Origin of the sequence: Empedobacter sp. R750 (assembly GCF_030324345.1) — a bacterium.
GTDB lineage: Bacteria > Bacteroidota > Bacteroidia > Flavobacteriales > Weeksellaceae > Empedobacter > Empedobacter falsenii_C.
The window spans coordinates 161907-179029 of record NZ_JACAGF010000005.1 but is presented as its reverse complement, the minus strand read 5'-3'; the positions used below and the strand labels follow the sequence as shown (position 1 = coordinate 179029).

Annotated in this window: 13 protein-coding genes; 7 read left to right on the top strand and 6 right to left on the bottom strand. The window is 29.8% G+C overall.

Going from position 1 to position 17123, the window contains the following annotated elements; genetic code table 11:
• The first annotated feature begins 245 nt into the window (after positions 1-245).
• From bamG to HXZ74_RS07475, 4 genes are all read left to right on the top strand, one after another.
• Positions 246-1529 carry a BamG family beta-barrel-assembly machinery protein gene (bamG, locus tag HXZ74_RS07490; protein WP_286474672.1) on the top strand — a complete coding sequence of 428 codons (1284 nt, stop codon included), beginning with the start codon at positions 246-248 and terminating at the stop codon, positions 1527-1529.
• A 17-nt stretch (positions 1530-1546) separates the two neighbouring features.
• Positions 1547-2131 carry an LPS export ABC transporter periplasmic protein LptC gene (lptC, locus tag HXZ74_RS07485; RefSeq protein ID WP_286474668.1) on the top strand — a complete coding sequence of 195 codons (585 nt, stop codon included), beginning with the start codon at positions 1547-1549 and terminating at the stop codon, positions 2129-2131.
• A 114-nt stretch (positions 2132-2245) separates the two neighbouring features.
• On the top strand, positions 2246-4405 hold the full coding sequence (locus tag HXZ74_RS07480) for a peptidylprolyl isomerase (RefSeq protein ID WP_286474665.1): 2160 nt from the start codon (positions 2246-2248) through the stop codon (positions 4403-4405).
• Positions 4406-4491: 86 nt separating this feature from the next.
• Entirely contained in the window at positions 4492-4932 is a 441-nt protein-coding gene (locus HXZ74_RS07475; RefSeq protein WP_280063168.1) for a hypothetical protein, read from the top strand.
• A 180-nt stretch (positions 4933-5112) separates the two neighbouring features.
• Here HXZ74_RS07475 and HXZ74_RS07470 read toward each other — a convergent pair whose 3' ends face one another.
• Genes HXZ74_RS07470 through HXZ74_RS07460 form a run of 3 tightly spaced genes read right to left on the bottom strand, consistent with a single transcriptional unit; the run spans position 5113 to position 7056 of the window.
• The gene (locus HXZ74_RS07470) at positions 5113-5400 is read right to left on the bottom strand and encodes a hypothetical protein (RefSeq protein WP_038333182.1); all 288 of its coding nucleotides are present in this window, start codon (positions 5398-5400) and stop codon (positions 5113-5115) included.
• Between the two features lie 16 nt (positions 5401-5416).
• Positions 5417-5920, bottom strand: coding sequence for a 5-(carboxyamino)imidazole ribonucleotide mutase (gene purE / locus HXZ74_RS07465; RefSeq protein ID WP_115002168.1), 504 nt, complete (start codon positions 5918-5920; stop codon positions 5417-5419).
• Positions 5921-5925: 5 nt separating this feature from the next.
• On the bottom strand, positions 5926-7056 hold the full coding sequence (locus HXZ74_RS07460) for a 5-(carboxyamino)imidazole ribonucleotide synthase (protein WP_115002166.1): 1131 nt from the start codon (positions 7054-7056) through the stop codon (positions 5926-5928).
• Between the two features lie 62 nt (positions 7057-7118).
• Between HXZ74_RS07460 and HXZ74_RS07455 the strand changes: the two genes are divergently transcribed.
• Positions 7119-8060: an endonuclease/exonuclease/phosphatase family protein gene (locus HXZ74_RS07455; protein ID WP_115002165.1), complete on the top strand. Its 942-nt coding sequence runs from the start codon at positions 7119-7121 to the stop codon at positions 8058-8060.
• A gap of 37 nt (positions 8061-8097) precedes the next feature.
• On the opposite strand, the gene HXZ74_RS07450 is transcribed toward HXZ74_RS07455, so the two are convergent.
• Genes HXZ74_RS07450 through HXZ74_RS07440 form a run of 3 tightly spaced genes read right to left on the bottom strand, consistent with a single transcriptional unit; the run spans position 8098 to position 13371 of the window.
• On the bottom strand, positions 8098-9906 hold the full coding sequence (locus HXZ74_RS07450) for a tetratricopeptide repeat protein (protein ID WP_286474663.1): 1809 nt from the start codon (positions 9904-9906) through the stop codon (positions 8098-8100).
• Positions 9907-9915: 9 nt separating this feature from the next.
• Positions 9916-11694, bottom strand: a complete 1779-nt coding sequence (locus HXZ74_RS07445) for a transcriptional regulator (RefSeq protein WP_286474661.1) — start codon at positions 11692-11694, stop codon at positions 9916-9918.
• Between the two features lie 24 nt (positions 11695-11718).
• Positions 11719-13371 (bottom strand): hypothetical protein, encoded by a 1653-nt coding sequence (locus tag HXZ74_RS07440; protein WP_286474658.1) that lies wholly within the window; start codon positions 13369-13371, stop codon positions 11719-11721.
• Positions 13372-14061: 690 nt separating this feature from the next.
• Here HXZ74_RS07440 and HXZ74_RS07435 point away from each other — a divergent pair.
• Positions 14062-16200: a TonB-dependent receptor gene (locus HXZ74_RS07435; protein WP_280061851.1), complete on the top strand. Its 2139-nt coding sequence runs from the start codon at positions 14062-14064 to the stop codon at positions 16198-16200.
• A gap of 78 nt (positions 16201-16278) precedes the next feature.
• On the top strand, positions 16279-16722 hold the full coding sequence (locus HXZ74_RS07430) for a lipocalin-like domain-containing protein (RefSeq protein WP_038333191.1): 444 nt from the start codon (positions 16279-16281) through the stop codon (positions 16720-16722).
• The last annotated feature ends 401 nt before the right edge of the window (positions 16723-17123 follow it).

Sequence of the window (17123 nt, the reverse complement as noted above, 5' to 3'; positions counted from 1 at the left end):
CTTAATTGTGATGCAAATATAGAGCGAAAATCTGTTCCACCAAACATTATTTAAAATATTTTTTATACGAAAAAGCTATCTTGTTCATTTACCGAGAAATAAATTTTAAAATATTTTTATCTTTGCAAAAAATAAGCTGTTTTAATATTTTAATACATAATTAACAGCTCATTTTTGCAATCTAATTTTTACAATTCGCAACAAATCATCATATTTGCGTCTTAGAATTCTATTATACATTCATAATGAAGTGGATTATTTGTAGTTTATCACTATTTAGCGTGGTAACAATAAAAGCTCAGTCAATATCAGTTTCACCTTATTCGGCATACGGAGTAGGGGAGCAATTGTTTGATAATAATACTGAACAAGCTGGTATGGGCGGTATCTCAACGGTTCCTACGAATCCTTTTGGACAAAGTGCGAACTTCTCGAATCCGGCGGCAAACCAAAACTTGCGTATGACAACTTTCAATGCAAGTGGAAGTGGAACTAATTATAATTTCAAATCTGGAACAGATAAGGAAAACGCAGGTCGTTTCAATGTTTCTAATATTTCATTGGCTTTTCCAGTTGGTGAAAAAGGAAGTTTCGGAGTTGGTTTTCAACCTTACACAGCGTTGGGATATGATATTATGAATACTTCTGAGAAAAATAATATCAAACAAACTGTACAAATGAAAGGTGATGGAGGGTTAAATAGTCTTCATGCTTTTTATTCAAGAAATCTTTCAAAAGGATTTTCTTTAGGTTTACGCGTTAATTATCTTTTCGGAGAGTTACAACGTAATGAGATTTTAGCTGTAGATGGAGCAAGTTTAGCTGTAGATTATAGCGATAAATCGAACTATCGTGGTGCTCAATTTACTTTAGGATCTATGTATACAAAGAAAATTGGAAAAAATAACAATTTAAACATTGGAGCTACTTATACATTAGGAACTAAGCTAAGAACTGATGTTACAGATCTTACAACTTCTTATACATATATTGGAACAACACAATCTTCTGTAGATACAATTTCTATTATTAGAATTGATAATGGAAAAACTAAGATTCCACAACAATTTACTTTAGGAGCATCATATTCTAAAGATAATACGTGGTCGTTAGCTGTAGAAGCAAAATATAATAATTGGAAAGATTTCTCTCAACCATTACAAGGTCAAAATGAAACAATGTCTTCTGCAGTAGATTACAAAAATAATGTACGTTTGGCTGTTGGAGGATATTGGATTCCAGATTACAACAGTTACAAAAGTTATTTTAATCGTGTAACGTATCGTGCTGGTATGTATTATCAATCAGCTCAATACTCTATTCACGGAACAGATATTGACGCTTATGGAGCAACTTTAGGTTTTGGATTTCCAATCGGAAAACAAAATGATGGTTCTATGATGAATATTTCGTTAGAGTACGGACAAAAAGGAAAAACAGCAAACAACTTAATTAAAGAAAATTATTTCGGAGTTAAAGTTGGATTTGATATTAACGATATTTGGTTTAGAAAAAGAGTTATTGACTAATTTTGGACAAACAAAAATTGTATAAAAAAGCAAACGAAAAAGTTTTAATTAAATTAACTCTTGTATTTGGTCTGATTAGCGTTTTCGTTTTGCTTTTTTCTTGTAAAAAAGAACTTCCTCCTATCAGTAAAAAGAAGGTAGAATTCCCAACACGCACACTTATCAATGCAAATATTATTAACAAAGATTCGGGAAGAATTTCTGGTAATTTGCGTTCGCCACTAATCGAAGAATATACAACGGTAGATTCTCCTTACACGATTTTTAGAAAAGGTTTAAACCTTGATTTTTATCAAAAAGGAAGCGTAAAACCAGGCTATTTTCAAGCAGATTGGGCGAAGTTGAGTGATGTAACGGGATTGTACGAAGGTAGAGGAAACGTAATTATCGTAAATGAGAAAGGTGATTCGTTGAAAAGCGAACAATTATTTTGGAATAAGAAAAATAAAACAGTTTATACATCGAAAGAAGTTTACTTAATTAGCAAGGAAGGCGATTCGTTAACAGCGAAAAACGGTTTGCAAGCTACTGACGATTTAGAAACCTATACTTTATTCAATAATCAAGGATTTAAGTATGTTGATGATAATCAAAAATTCTAAAGAGCGTTAAAAAAATTAACAAAAAAGCGCATACTTGTCGCTTCTTCTATTTTATTATTCAATGTATTGTCGTATTTTCGCCACCTATTATAGAAATAACATTAAAATAAAACAATGGCAGTTTTAGGAGAAATTCGTAAAAAAACTTGGCTGATCTTCGTGGTAATCGGAGTTGCAATGTTAGCTTTCGTTGCAGGAGATTTATTCGGAGAGAATTCAAAAATAAAACAATTATTTACTGGAGATCCGTCTGTAGTTGGTACAGTGAACGGAGAACCTATTGGTATTGCAGAATATCAGAGTGCGTACGATCAAACACAAAAGATGTACGAAAATCAAGGTCAAACTGCAACTCCAAATCAAATTGCTCAACAAACTTGGAACAGCTTAGTTAGTCAGAAAGTGTTGAAACAACATGCTGAAAAATTAGGTTTAAAAGTTTCTGATGATGAATTTTGGAGTTATACAGCTCAAAACTTCGGAATGGCGTCTGGTGCAGAAGCACAACAACAGATTGCGCAATTAGAAGCAAATGCGGCATCAAGTCCAGAAGCGCAACAACAATATAGAGGTTGGTTGCAAACTGCTGAACAAATAAAATTACAGATTTTATCTCAAAAATATTTTGGTTATGTAATGGCTGGTACAGCGGTTACAGGTAAAGAAGCGGATATTCAACAAGGGTACAATATTTCTAATGCAAATATACAGTATGCATTTGTAGATTACGCAACTTTGGCTAAAAAATTAAATGTAAAAGTAACAGACGAAGAAATTTCTGCTTACGAAGCGAAATATCCAAAATTGTTCAAAGCAGAAGGTTTAGTAAAATTAAGTTACACTTATTTCCCTGCGGGAGCATCTACTGCTGATGACGCTGTTGCTTTAGCAAATATCAAAAAGTATTTATCAACTCAAATTGTTCATGACGAAGTGAACAATGTTACAGATACAATTGCAGCGTTTGGTTCTGCAAAAAGTGATTCGGTTTATGTGACTCAAAATTCTGAGAAACCATTTATTCCAAATTATTTTACAAAAGCAGAATTAGAACAAGCTCAATTAGGACCAGAAGCAACAAACTTCTTGAAAACTGCAACAGTTGGACAAATTGGTGGACCTTTCAAAATTGGAAATACATACCAATTATACAAACTTTCGAAATCGAAAGAAGTAAAAGATTCTGTAAAATCTAGCCATATCTTAGTTTCTTATACAGGAAGCGCTGCTGGAAACGGAGTAAAACGTACAAAAGACGAAGCAAAAAAATTAGCTGAACAAATTTTAGCTGAAGTAAAAGCTAATCCAGCTTCTTTTGGAGAAGTTGCTTCAACAAAATCTGATGATAAATCATCTGCTGTACAAAAAGGAAGCATTGGTTGGGTTGGAAAAAACAATCAATTAGACCAAACTTATAACGGATTTATTTTCTCTAAACCAGTTGGAACAGTTGATTTGGTAGAATCTCAATTCGGATTTCACATTATCAAAGTTGATGACGCGAAAAACAAAACAGCTTATCAAGTTGCAAACATTGTAAAAACGATCGAGCCTTCTAAAGCAACAACAGAAAAAGCATTTACAAATGCTAGAACATATGTTCAGAATGTTGAAGGAAAATCATTGAATGATTTCAAAAATACTGCGAAAAAAGGTGGTTATTTAAATAATACAACAGAAGGTATTGAGCGTTATGCTGCAATTGGTCAAGATATTCCAAACGATCAGGATGGAGATATCTTAAAATGGGCTTTTGACAAGAAAACAGATAAAGGAGCGACAAACTTGTTTACATCTTCTACAGGAGATTACATCGTTGTTCATTTAGTTGAAAAATTTGACAAAGGTTTAGCACATCCAAGTGTTGTTCGCCAATATGTAGAGCCAGTTTTGATGCACGAAAAAGTTGCTAAATTGGTTGATGAACAAGTTGCAAACGGAGGATTGAATGCTTTTGCATCTAAATTTGGAGCGAAAAAAGGAAATGCTACGGTTAACTTCTCTAATTCTAATTTAACAGGAATTGGTTTAGAGCCTAAAGTTGTAGGAGCTGCGTTTGGAGTAAAACTAAATCAATCTTCTAAAGCGATTGCAGGTAATGCTGGAGTTTTCTACATTATTCCTTCAAACCAACAAATTCAAAAGAATCAAAAAGGTTCAATGATTTTGGATAATTTAAACCGTCAATTACAAGGACGTTTCCAACAAACATTGTTACAATCATTGATTCAAGCTGCTGATGTGGTTGATAACCGCGATAGAGCTTTACGTTAAGATTTAAAAATTTCTTATAATAAATAAAACCGCCAGAAGAATTCTTCTGGCGGTTTTTGTTTTATATTTAAGGATAAATTAGATTTATGATAAACGCAAAATATATTCTATATTTCTTTGGATTAATATCATTAATTTCTTGTGAATCATTTATAAGATTTAATGGTAATGTTTATAATTCCGAAAATGAACCTATTTCAGATGCCAAGATAACCGTATTATTGAGGAAAAATGATACTATAAAAAAGGTAGGATTTGAGTTGGATACAATTTTATCAGAAGAAAGAGAAAAATTAAGAAAAAATGGTATTAAAGACGATTTCTATATTAATGCAATGGGAGAATACTATAAACCAAAAGTATTATTTACAGATAAAAATGGCTTCTTCAAAACTAGGACAATATTAATTCCTTGTGGTTTTAAATGTCCTAAAGTGAATTTGATTGTAGAGAAAGAAAAAAATAAAAAAGTTATTCTACTGGATAATAAACTTAAGCGTGACAGTATGAAAATTATTTTAGATTAATTTTATCAATAAAACCGTCAATTCGAGTGAAATTCGTTTAGAATTTTGTATCGAGAATAAGGATTTATAAGATAAAATTCTTCTTAATTCTCGATACAATTTTTACTCATATAAATAAATTATCATAAAAAACTCCCAAGCTATAAAGTTTGGGAGTTTTTGGTTTATGGAAATAATTATTTATTCTTTTTCAATTTCTGATAAAAAGGATTGAATGGAATCCATTTTATTTTTAGTTGTTATGATTTTGAAGAAAATAATATCACGATCATCATTGTCTTTAGAAATTTCAATTTTATGATAAGATTCGGATTCGGATAATTCAAACCATATATCTTTATCAAAATTAGTTTGAAAAAGATTATATTTTATTAAATCTAAATCCTTTTGAAAATTAAATTCTTGTTTAAGGAGTTTAATAAATTCATTAAAATAAGTTGAATATATCCAAAAATTATTTTCTTCCATATTTTAATAAATTAACTTATTTATCAAACCCATTCGGATATTCGCCTTTTACAAGCTCTATTTTCGCTTCTACAGCTTTTTGTAAATCTTCTTGATATTTGATTAATCTTTCTTGCAAAGTAGGATTAGTCGCACCTAAAATACGCGCTGCCAAAATTCCTGCATTCTTCGCCGCATTCACAGCAACAGTCGCAACCGGAATCCCATTTGGCATTTGCAAAATAGATAAAATAGAATCCCAACCATCAATCGAATTTGACGATTTAATTGGAACACCAACCACAGGAAGCGGCGTAATAGACGCAACCATTCCTGGTAAATGTGCAGCGCCACCAGCACCAGCTATAATGACATTTATTCCACGTTCGTGTGCTGTTTTTGCATAATCAAACATACGTTGTGGCGTACGATGTGCCGAAACAATTGTTAATTCGAAAGGGATATTTAATTCTGTTAATAGATCAGCAGCTTGTTTCATGATAGGCAAATCGCTATCACTTCCCATTATAATTCCTACCATAGTTGTTACTTTTTTGCTACGACTTTCACCGTTGCATTAACTTGTTTTATGTTTTGTTTTAATTGTTCTAAATCATCATTCACCAATGTCACATGCCCCATTTTTCGACCTGGTTTTGTGATAGTTTTTGCGTACCAATGCAAAAATGTTCCTGGAATCGTCAATAATTCTTCAATATTTTCGATTTCTGCTTGTCCAGTTTGTCCTTCAGCTCCAATCAAATTGACCATTGCAGAAGTTGTAAACAATTTTGTAGAGCCAAGTGGCAATTGCATTAAGGTTCTTAACATTTGATCAAATTGTGATGAATAAGCTGCTTCAATTGTTGAATGTCCAGAATTGTGAACACGAGAAGCGGTTTCGTTTACCCAAATCGATTGATCTTTGTTCAAGAATAATTCAACTGCGAAAACTCCTGGAGATTTCAATGCTTTTACAACATCACTCGCAATTTGTTCAGCTCGATCAGTGATTTCTTTCGGAAGTGTAGAAGGCATCAATAAATAATCTAACAAATTATATTCTTCGTTGATGACAAATTCTACCGTTGGATAAGTGACAATATTTCCTAAATGATCGGCAACCGTAACAACCGCAATTTCACGATCTAAATCGGCTGGCGTTTCGAAAATTGAAGGAGCTTGAAGCATTTTGTCTAAATCAACTTCAGATTTTAGGAACTGAACACCTTTTCCATCATAACCATCTTTTCGAGATTTTTGAAAAATCGGATAATTGATATCTTGTTTCGATTTTAAATCTTTCCAATCATCTAATCCAAAATAAGGCGCAGTCGGAATATTATTTTTGACATAAAATTCTTTCTGAACTCCTTTGTCTTGAATAATCGCTAAAGCTTCAGGATCTGGAACAACGCGTTTTCCAATTGATTTTAGATAACGTAACGCCTCAACATTTACATGCTCAATTTCTATTCCGATAGCATCTAAACCTTTTCCAAATGCAACAACCGTTTCATAATCTTTGAAATCGCCTTGTACAAAATGATGTGCATGTGGTGCGCAAGGTGCATCAGCAGCTGGATCTAAAATACTAATCTCGCAAGGATATTGCAATGCATTTTGCAAAAACATATATCCCAATTGTCCTCCTCCTAAAATTCCGATTTTTATCATATTGCGAAGTTAATGAATAATATAATTTCTATTTTTACGAGAATTAAAAAAGTATTGACGAGATGTTAACAAAATGGAGTAGAATTTTATTTTTTGTATTTGCTGGAATTTATTTAACGAGCAAGAGTTTTTATCAATATTTTGTATTCGATATGTTGGTGCAATATTCTATTTATGCGCTGATTATTGCTTTTTTCTTGTGTTTGATTTACAATTATTCAATTCGAAAAGAAGAAAAGAAAAATATTTTATGGTTGATTCCTTTGGTTGCGATTCCAATTATTACGTACAAAAACTTAGGAAATTTCTATTTTGGAGAAAATGCGAAAGGAGAAAAATCTAATTTTAAAATTACATCAATCAATATTTTTTCTCAGAATGAAGAATTTCAACATCTAAAAGATTATTTGACTAAAGATAAAAGTGATGTAATTGTTTTACAAGAATTAACGCCAGCTTGGCAAAAACATGTAGAGTTTATCCGAAAAGAATATCCATATTATAAAGAAGAAGTAAGAAGTAACAATTTTGGAATTGCGATTTATTCTAAAATTCCATTCTCTAAAGTGTCTACAAAAAATTATATTGATGAGATGCATCCGTCTATTTTAGCGGAAATTATTGTAGACGCTAAACCATTAAGTATTTTGGCAACGCATCCTGTTCCGCCTTTACCAAATCAGGCTCGTTTTGAAAGACGAAATAAACAATACGAATTGATGAAGCAGGAAATTGATGCTTTACCGAATGAAAATATCATTTTAGTTGGAGATTTGAATTCTACGGTTTATTCACCGAATTTCAAATTGGTGCAATCAGATAAAATGAAAGATGCTCGTTCTGGTTTTGGATTGAATAATTCTTGGAATGCTTTCATTCCGATTTTCCGCACAAATATTGACCAATGTTGGGTTTCGAAGAAAATAAAAGTGACCAATTTTTATCGTGGAGATGATATAAAATCGGATCATTTTCCAATTGTTGCAGAACTTAAGATAGAATAAGAACAAAAAATCTGTAGACAAGTGTCTACAGATTTTTTTATGAAAATAAACTTTGAATAAATGTTTGTAAATCAGCTTCTTTTTCTAAACCAATTTTCTGTTTTAAACGATATTTTGCCATACGTACAGTTTTCGTTTCTACTTTCATCACATTTGCGATTTGTACATTATCCATATTTAGATACAAATATGCTGCGTACTTCATGTCTTGATTAGTTAATTTACTTTTCGAAACTTCACTTAGTTTATTGAAAAAGTTTGGATGAACTTCTTTTATAATATTTTGTATTTCATTAAAATCATCGTCCATTAAACGTTCATCTTTTAGGATTCTGTCCAAATTAATTGCTTCTTTGTCTTTTACTTTTTCCTTCAAATCATTCAAGAAAGAATTCTTTTGTTTTAATTGCAAAGAAGTTGCTAAAGCTTGCTTGTTCAATTGTTCTTGCTGTAAAGCTAATAACTCTTGTTCGGCTTTAATACGAGCCTTTTCTTCTTTTTCAAGTTCAAGATTCAGCTCTGCTTCATAGCGTTCAGCTTCTAATAAATCGGTTTTCTGTTTGTTTGATTTTAGTTTATAATACAACATGTACATTAAGAAAATCAAACCAGCAATAGCAAGTAATGTTATACCTATATAAAGAAACTTTTGTTTTGAATAAATTTGATTCTTTTCTTCTAACTGTTTTATTTGCTGATTTTTTTGCTCAGTACTAAAATAGATTTCCAAGAATTTTCGTTTATTCTCAGTTAATTGCTTGAAAGATTCTTTTGTAAATCGTAAATTTTCTTGTGTATAAAAAAGGGATTTTTCTAATTGACCTTCTTTTTCATAAAAACGTGCGACTATATCTGAGATATTTGCAGCAACTCGTAATTCACGATTTATTTTATCATCTTTTGCCAAATTATAAGCCTTAATATAGTAATCTTCTGCTTGTTTGGTTAGGTTTTTAGTTTCTAATATCTGAGCATAAGAAGCATAAGTTGCCATCTGCATTCCTTTAATATTACTTTGTTCTGATAGTTTTAAGCCTTTTAGTGTATATTCTTCTGCAAGCTTTAGACGTTGTGCTGTATTGAATTTTTTGTTTGGATAATTAAATAGTAAAGACGAATAATTATTATATAACAATATTCTCGGCGTACTTGCATAAAGCGTTTTCGTATTTTCTTCAACAAAATGCAGAGCTTCTTCTGTATATTTTATCGCATTTTCAATATCCTCTTGTTTATGAGTTTGATTATATTTTGCGTAACTCACCAAGGATTTTTCGGTTAGTGAATTATAAATCTGCAATGGATTTTTAGATAACAATGCATTTTTCAATGCATTATTCATATAGTTTTCGTATTCGACAGAATAAACTCCGTTGCGAGTATGCATCATTGTTAACAATGAATATATTCTTGATTTCAAGAAATATTCTTTCGGATATTTATCTAAAATTTTTAATGCTTCATTTGCAAATTCAACAGTTTTTTCTGGGAGTTGATTGTTTAAATAAATACGAGCAAAAGATTCTAAATTATAAGCATCATCAAGTTTATCAGATGTATAAGCGGCTATTTCTTTGCTCGATTCTGCATAATTATAAGCTTTTTCAATCTTATTTTCAAGAAGATAGAGCATCGAGAATCGTGCGAATATTTTCACTTTATTCAGATCATCATTGCCATATAATTTCTCAGCTTTTAATAATTCTTTTTCTGCTTGATCAAATTTTTCATCAACAAATAATAATTCGATTCCGTAAAGTTTTTGATTTATTTCATTCTGAGCATAACAAATTGAGGTAATAAAAAAGTAGATTACAATTCCTGAATAGAGTTTTATTTTTCTCATTATTAGTTGTTATAATTCTAAATTTCGAATAAAAATTTGCAAGTCTTGTTCTTTTGAAAGTCCAATTTTCTGCTTTAAACGATATTTTGCCATACGTACCGTTTTTGTTTCTACTTTCATCACATTTGCGATTTGTACATTATCCATATTTAGATACAAATATGCGGCATATTTCATGTCTTGATTAGTTAATTTACTTTTCGAAACTTCACTTAGTTTATTGAAAAAGTTTGGATGAACTTCTTTTATAATATTTTGTATTTCATTAAAATCATCGTCCATTAAACGTTCATCTTTTAGGATTCTGTCCAAATTAATTGCTTCTTTGTCTTTTACTTTTTCCTTCAAATCATTCAAGAAAGAATTCTTTTGTTTTAATTGCAAAGAAGTTGCTAAAGCTTGCTTGTTCAATTGTTCTTGCTGTAAAGCTAATAACTCTTGTTCGGCTTTAATACGAGCCTTTTCTTCTTTTTCAAGTTCAAGATTCAGCTCTGCTTCATAGCGTTCAGCTTCTAATAAATCGGTTTTCTGTTTGTTTGATTTTAGTTTATAATACAACATGTACATTAAGAAAATCAAACCAGCAATAGCAAGTAATGTTATACCTATATAAAGAAACTTTTGTTTTGAATAAATTTGATTCTTTTCTTCTAACTGTTTTATTTGCTGATTTTTTTGCTCAGTATTGTAAAAAATTTCTAATGACTTAGTATTGTTATCAAATTGCTCTTGATCTGATGTTGAGATTAAATCTTTAGCTTGACGTTCATATTGTAAAGCTTTTTTTAAGTCATTCTTTTTCTCATAAATTCGAGCTATATTTCCTAATATTACCACTTTTACACGAGAAAAAATATCGTTATTATCTTTTGCTAAAGCATAAGATTTTAAATAAAATTTTTCAGCCAAATCAATATTTTCAGAATTTTCGTAGGCAGAACCTATGTTATTATAAGTAAAAGCTGTTATTTCATTGAATTTCTTATCATTTTCTGTTAAATTCAGAATGGTTTGATAATTCTTCATTGTCTCATCAAAAGTGTTTCCTTGATTGATTGTGGTAACCAAACTTCCGTAATTAAGATAATAAACAATTGTAGATCTTTTTTTGGCGTAAGAATATGTTATTTTTTGAGCATAGTTATATGATTCTTTATAGCTTGTTGTTGCAGAATCAATATAATTTTTATCTTGTGTTTCGTTGTATTTCTGTTTATAAAAGTAGCCTAAGTTACTGTATGTAAAATTAATTAATAGGTTATTTTTAGACTCAATAGCATGTTTATTAGAAAGAATTGCATCCCTTCTTGTGTTATTTTCTAAAGGATTTTTCGAATTGAAATTAAATCGTAAAAAATATAATTGTGTTAAAATAAAGTTCTCATTCGGATGTTTTGAAAATTCGTTAATACTTTCATTAATGTATTTAATGAATAGATCATTTTTATTTAGATTTTCATAATAACGAGCATATCCAAATTTAACATACGCATCATCGATAGGAGATTTTGTTTTTGCGGAAATGCTTTTTGCCTTACTTAAAGCTTCGCTCTTCTTAGTTTCGTCTTTAGTAGCATTATAGTAATCTGCTAAATAAACATATCCGATAATTTGCTTGCTTGGAAAATCATTTCTGATAAATTTTTCCTCTAAAATTTGCTTCGCTTTTTCAAAATCTTTGCTATACAAATAGGTGTAAACCAATTGTTGATCCTTATCTAAATCACTTTGTGCAGATAAATATTGGCTAAAAAAGACCAATAATAATACCCAAACTTTTCTCTTCATTTTGTAAATGATCCACTTTAATAATTATAATTCTAATGATTGAATAAATTTCTGCAAATCGACATCTTTACCTAAGCCAAGTTTCTGTTTCAAACGATATTTAGTCATTCGTACAGTTTTATTTTCAACTTTTAATAAATTGGAAATCTGTTGATTGTCCATATTAAGGTAGATGAAGGCTGCGTAATTTAAATCTTGAGTAGAGAGTCTGTTTTGAGATATTTCATTCATTTTCTTGAAAAAATTAGGATGAATATCTTGTACAATGGTTTGTAATCCGGTGAAATTACTATCTGTAAGACGTTCGTCTTTTAAAACTTTATTGATATTAAAATTCTTGTCTTCTTTTATTTTCTCTTTTAATTCGGTAATGAAAGAATTTTTGTTATTGAGTTGTAAAGATGTCGCCAATGCTTTTTTCTGCAATTGTTCTTGTTGAATATCCATTAACTTGCGTTCGGCAGTTAGCCTAGCTTTTTCTTCTAATTCTAATTTTAAAGTTAATGCCGTTTCCTGTTTTTCGGCTTCTAATAAATTAGTTTTCTGTTTATTCAATTTTTGTTTGTAGATAAACATATAAACCATAAAAACAATCCCAATTATAGAAATCGCAATAAGAACCAAATACAAAATACGCTGTTTTGTGAAAATTTTATTCTTTTCTGTTAATTGCTTAATTTCTTCATTTTTACGTTCAAAATTATAAAAAGCCTCTAATGAATTTCGCTTATTTTCATATGCTTTTTCATACGCTTTTTGTGTATAGATCAAAGCTTCTTTGTTAAATTTCAAAGCTTTTGATGGCTCATTATTTTTATCGTAAAAATTTGAAATGGTTTTGACAACGATATTTAAAGAACTAATATCGTTTGTTTTCTTTTCAGATTTAATAATTTGATAGGCTTTCAAATAATACTTTTCAGCTTGTTTATCATTGCCTTTATTCTCCATAATTTCTGCATAAGTAGCATAACAAGTAGCTAATAATGCAGTATTATTAATTTTATTTGCATAATTAAGTGCAATATTTATGTACTTTTCAGCTAAATTGTATCGCTCACTATTACTTAAGTTTTTAAAGGGATAATTATTAATGACCGAGGCTAAATTATTATATGAAATAGATGCAGCTTTTACAGGTATTATATTGATTGTATTTTGATTGATATAATTAATGCTATTTTCTGCATTCTCAAAAATTTTGTCCAGATCTTTAGGATCATTTGTTTTTTGATATTTATTAAAATACATTACCATATAAGCAGAGTAAACGGAAATTAGCTCAGAAATAGATCCACTTTTTTTAGCATAATAGAATGCCTTGTTAATGTAATTTTCATATTCTTCTGAATAAATACCATTATAAGAATGTACTACAGACATTAATTGATAAATCTTAGACTTTAATAAATATTCTTCTGAATAACCATTAAGTATTTTTAATGCCTTATTCGAATAATAAATTGTTTTGTCATACTGTTGACTGATAATTTGTAGTTTAGCTAGTGCATATAACGTATATACATCGTCTAGTTTATCAGTTGTTTTATCAGAAATTTCTTTCGCTAAATTTGTATACTTTAATGCATTTTTAAAATCACTCCTATTGGCATATAGATTAACATAATTTATATAAATAATTACTTTATTTAATTGCTGATTAGAATTTTCTTCCAATAATTTATTTAAACTATTAGTTGCATTATTATAATCACCATCAATAATTAGATTTTCTACTTTTAAAATACTTTCAGAGAATTTTTTTTGAGCAAAAACGGGAAAAATTCCAATGAAAAGGATAAAAAAGGATAAAAAAGGTTTTAAAATTTGCAGTTTATGATTTATAAATTTGCAGTTTTGGTTTTAGGTAAAGAGTTTAAAATTAATGAGTAAAGATACAATAAAATAGTTTGTAGACAATTCGTAGACGCTTTTTTTTTTTGTCTGTAGACATTATGAGGCGTCGATTTTTTTGTGAAAACTAATTTCTACTGTTTCTTTGCTTCAGATTTAATAACCAATAAATCTAATTCATACCAACTAGACCAGTTGATTTTTATTAAAAGTCAATCAATCTATCTTCTATTACTAAACCCAAAAAAACCTTCGGCATACCAACCAGAAGGTTTTTTTATGCCCGAAAGTTTCTAAAGATAATCAAAAATGAAGAAATTTTTAAATTTCAAAAAAAAGATTACCTTTGAAATTCAATCGAAAGGGGTGCTTCTTTACAAGAGGCTGAGATTATACCCAAAGAACCTGGGCAGGTAATGCTGCTAAGGGAACTGGTACTTCACCAAATTACATTCGCGCGTAAATTATAAAAGTGTAAGATGGCTCCTTTCATAATATATTTTAAAATTAATTATGAAAAGGTCGATTTTTTTATTGTCATTATTTGGTGCATCTATTCTTTATGCACAAGAAAAAGATTCTATTCAAAAAGAAGAAATTCAATTAGGAGAAGTTTCAATTGTCGAAAAACTTCCAATTACAGTTGAAAAGGTAACTGATAAAATGTTACAAAAGAAGAATTTGGGGCAAGATGTTCCAACTTTGTTAAATTCTGCTACGTCTGTTTCTATAACTTCCGATACAGGAACTGGAATTGGTTATTCGTCTATCAAAATTCGTGGACTTAATGAACAATCTATCAACGTTACATTAAATGGAATTCCGCTTAATAATCCTGAATCTCAAGGTGTTTTTTGGGTGAATATGCCAGATTTGGCTTCGTCTACAAGCTCTATGATGATTCAGAGAGGAGTTGGAACTTCATCAAATGGAATGGCTTCTTTTGGAGCAAGTGTTAACATCGAATCTCAAAATCCTTCTACTGTTCCTTTTGCAGAAGCAAATGTTTCTTTCGGAAATTATAAAACGCAAAAATATACAGTTCAGGCTGGTACGGGAAAAATACTAAATAATAAATTGAGTATTGATGGACGTTTTTCTAAGATAAATTCGGATGGATATGTAGACAGATCTTGGTCAGATTTAATCTCTTATGATTTTACAGCTCTATATGAATTGAATGAAAAAACAAAGTTTAGATTTCAGAACATGTTTGGAAAAGAACAAACGTATCAAGCATGGAGTGGTGTAGATGCTAAAACTTTAAAAAATGATAGAACATATAATTTTGAAGGAGAGATTTTAGACGAAAATGGAAAGGTTGAAGGTTTTTATAAAAATCACACTGATAATTATCGTCAAAATCATTATTTTCTTTCGTGGTTACAAGATTTTGGGAATAATTGGAAATCAAATTTAACAGTTCATTACACAAAAGGTAAAGGTTATTACGAGAGCTATAAAAATGATCGCGGTTTGAAACGCTATAAATTGGATTATTTAACTTCAGATAAAAGAAATTTAATCAATCGAGAATATCTTGATAATGATTTTTATGGTTTTAATCTTGAAGTTGAAAATCAAAAATTAAACGATTTTAAAGTGTTTTTCGGATTATCTGCAAACGAATATGATGGCGATCATTATGGAAATGTCTTATGGGTAAAAGGAACAGATTTTAAGGATAAGGATTTCAAATATTACAACAATCGTTCTGTGAAAAAACAATTGGCTGCATATGCGAAAGTGTTGTATCAATTGAATAAGTTTGAATTATTTGGTGATTTGCAATATCGTTATGTTGATTATGATGCGAAATATTTGCCAAATGGAGAAAATGATGACGAAGATTTCAGACCATTTTCGGATAAATTCAATTTTGTGAATCCAAAAGCTGGGATAAATTTTAAAATTAATTCTTCAAATATGATGTATGCTTCTTATGGAATTTCGCATCGTGAGCCACTTCGTGTAGATTATGAGAATAATGGCAAGCGTCCGACGGCTGAATTTTTACAAGATTATGAATTGGGTTATAAAAAGTCAGGACAGTTATCATTGAGCGCAAATGTGTATTATATGGCGTACAAAAATCAATTGGTCCCAACTGGGAAATTGAATGATGTAGGAACGCCGATTCGCGAAAATTCAGGAAAAAGTTATAGACGAGGAGTAGAATTTGATGCAAACTATAAGATTATTCCGAATCGTTTGAATGTTTTTGGAAATATTACGTTTAGCGAAAACAAACACGATAATTACAAAGAAGAAGTTTGGGATACTGATGGAAATTCTTCTGTCAAAGAGTACGGAAAGACAAAAATTGCGCTTTCACCAGATGTGATTTCGGCTTTTGGTTTTGAAGTTATTCCTTTCAAAAACCTGTTGATTAATTTGACGAATAAATATGTTGGTGAACAATATTTATCAAATACAGAACCCGCAGATGGAAAATTAGATAGTTATTTGGTTTCGGATCTTTTGATTCGATATTCGCCCAAAGTAAAAGGAATTAAAAACCTTGAATTTTCGTTTTTGATTAATAATTTATTTGATGTGAAATACGAATCGAATGGTTACTATTACGAAGGTGGATATTATTTCCCTCAAGCCGGAATTAATGTTTTGGGCGGAGTTGGAATTCGTTTGTAGTTATTTTCTTTTAATAGTTATTGTTTTTTTTAGATGATAATTATATTTTTGTTAATTAACAATGTAAATTTCAATAATATGAAAAAATTATTAAGTCTTTTAACAATAGGAGCTTTATCATTGAACTTCTTTAGTTGTAAAGATGATGATGACTCAGGAAAATCTTTAGATGATAAAATTGTCGGAATCTGGAAACTTGAAAAAACAGTTTATCAGGAGACAGGTACACCAGATGAAGTAGAATATCCTGATGATTGTGCTAAAAAGTCTACAACAACTTTTAATAAAGACAATACGTATAAAAGTGATGAGTATTATACCGATTATCAAACTGATAAATGTATCAATGAGGTTTATGGAGGTATATATAAAATAGAAAAAGGAAACTTACACATAATAGATGACGAAACTATTTTTAAAATTCAAGAAATTTCATCTAATAAAATGGTTTTACTTCTTGAAGAAGATGTAGATTTAGATGGAAAAGTTGATTCTAAAGTTATTGTTACTTTTATAAAATAAAAAAGCTCAATAATTTAACACTACCCCCAAAAAGTTAGAAACAATTTGGGGGTATTTTTATGAAAAGAAGAGTAAAATATGATTTTGCATTTAAATTAAATATCTAAAGAAGGAGATAAAACAATATATTTACTATTAAAGGACAAAGGAACAATTTTCCATGACGCAAGTCAAGGATTTATAGTATTAGGAGAATTCGAGTTTTCTAAAAATGTTACCTTTTCTCATGATAAACTGGTTTTTAATAAGTTTTTAAGATGGGTGAATAATTAAGAAAGCTAAATTAGTATTTCTTAAGGAAATTACGGGAGTTTATTCTAAAAGACTAATAAACAACTAATTCCTTAATTAAATAAACAAATTACTCATTGTAAATTAAAAATAGAAAAACTTATAAAATC

Excerpts from the sequence above, each read along its gene's own strand:
- bamG (WP_286474672.1), top strand. The coding sequence starts at position 246 with ATGAAGTGGATTATTTGTAGTTTATCACTATTTAGCGTGGTAACAATA.
- HXZ74_RS07480 (WP_286474665.1), top strand. The coding sequence starts at position 2,246 with ATGGCAGTTTTAGGAGAAATTCGTAAAAAAACTTGGCTGATCTTCGTG.
- HXZ74_RS07475 (WP_280063168.1), top strand. The coding sequence starts at position 4,492 with ATGATAAACGCAAAATATATTCTATATTTCTTTGGATTAATATCATTA.
- HXZ74_RS07470 (WP_038333182.1), bottom strand. The coding sequence starts at position 5,400 with ATGGAAGAAAATAATTTTTGGATATATTCAACTTATTTTAATGAATTT.
- purE (WP_115002168.1), bottom strand. The coding sequence starts at position 5,920 with ATGGTAGGAATTATAATGGGAAGTGATAGCGATTTGCCTATCATGAAA.
- HXZ74_RS07460 (WP_115002166.1), bottom strand. The coding sequence starts at position 7,056 with ATGATAAAAATCGGAATTTTAGGAGGAGGACAATTGGGATATATGTTT.
- HXZ74_RS07455 (WP_115002165.1), top strand. The coding sequence starts at position 7,119 with ATGTTAACAAAATGGAGTAGAATTTTATTTTTTGTATTTGCTGGAATT.
- HXZ74_RS07450 (WP_286474663.1), bottom strand. The coding sequence starts at position 9,906 with ATGAGAAAAATAAAACTCTATTCAGGAATTGTAATCTACTTTTTTATT.
- HXZ74_RS07445 (WP_286474661.1), bottom strand. The coding sequence starts at position 11,694 with ATGAAGAGAAAAGTTTGGGTATTATTATTGGTCTTTTTTAGCCAATAT.
- HXZ74_RS07435 (WP_280061851.1), top strand. The coding sequence starts at position 14,062 with ATGAAAAGGTCGATTTTTTTATTGTCATTATTTGGTGCATCTATTCTT.
- HXZ74_RS07430 (WP_038333191.1), top strand. The coding sequence starts at position 16,279 with ATGAAAAAATTATTAAGTCTTTTAACAATAGGAGCTTTATCATTGAAC.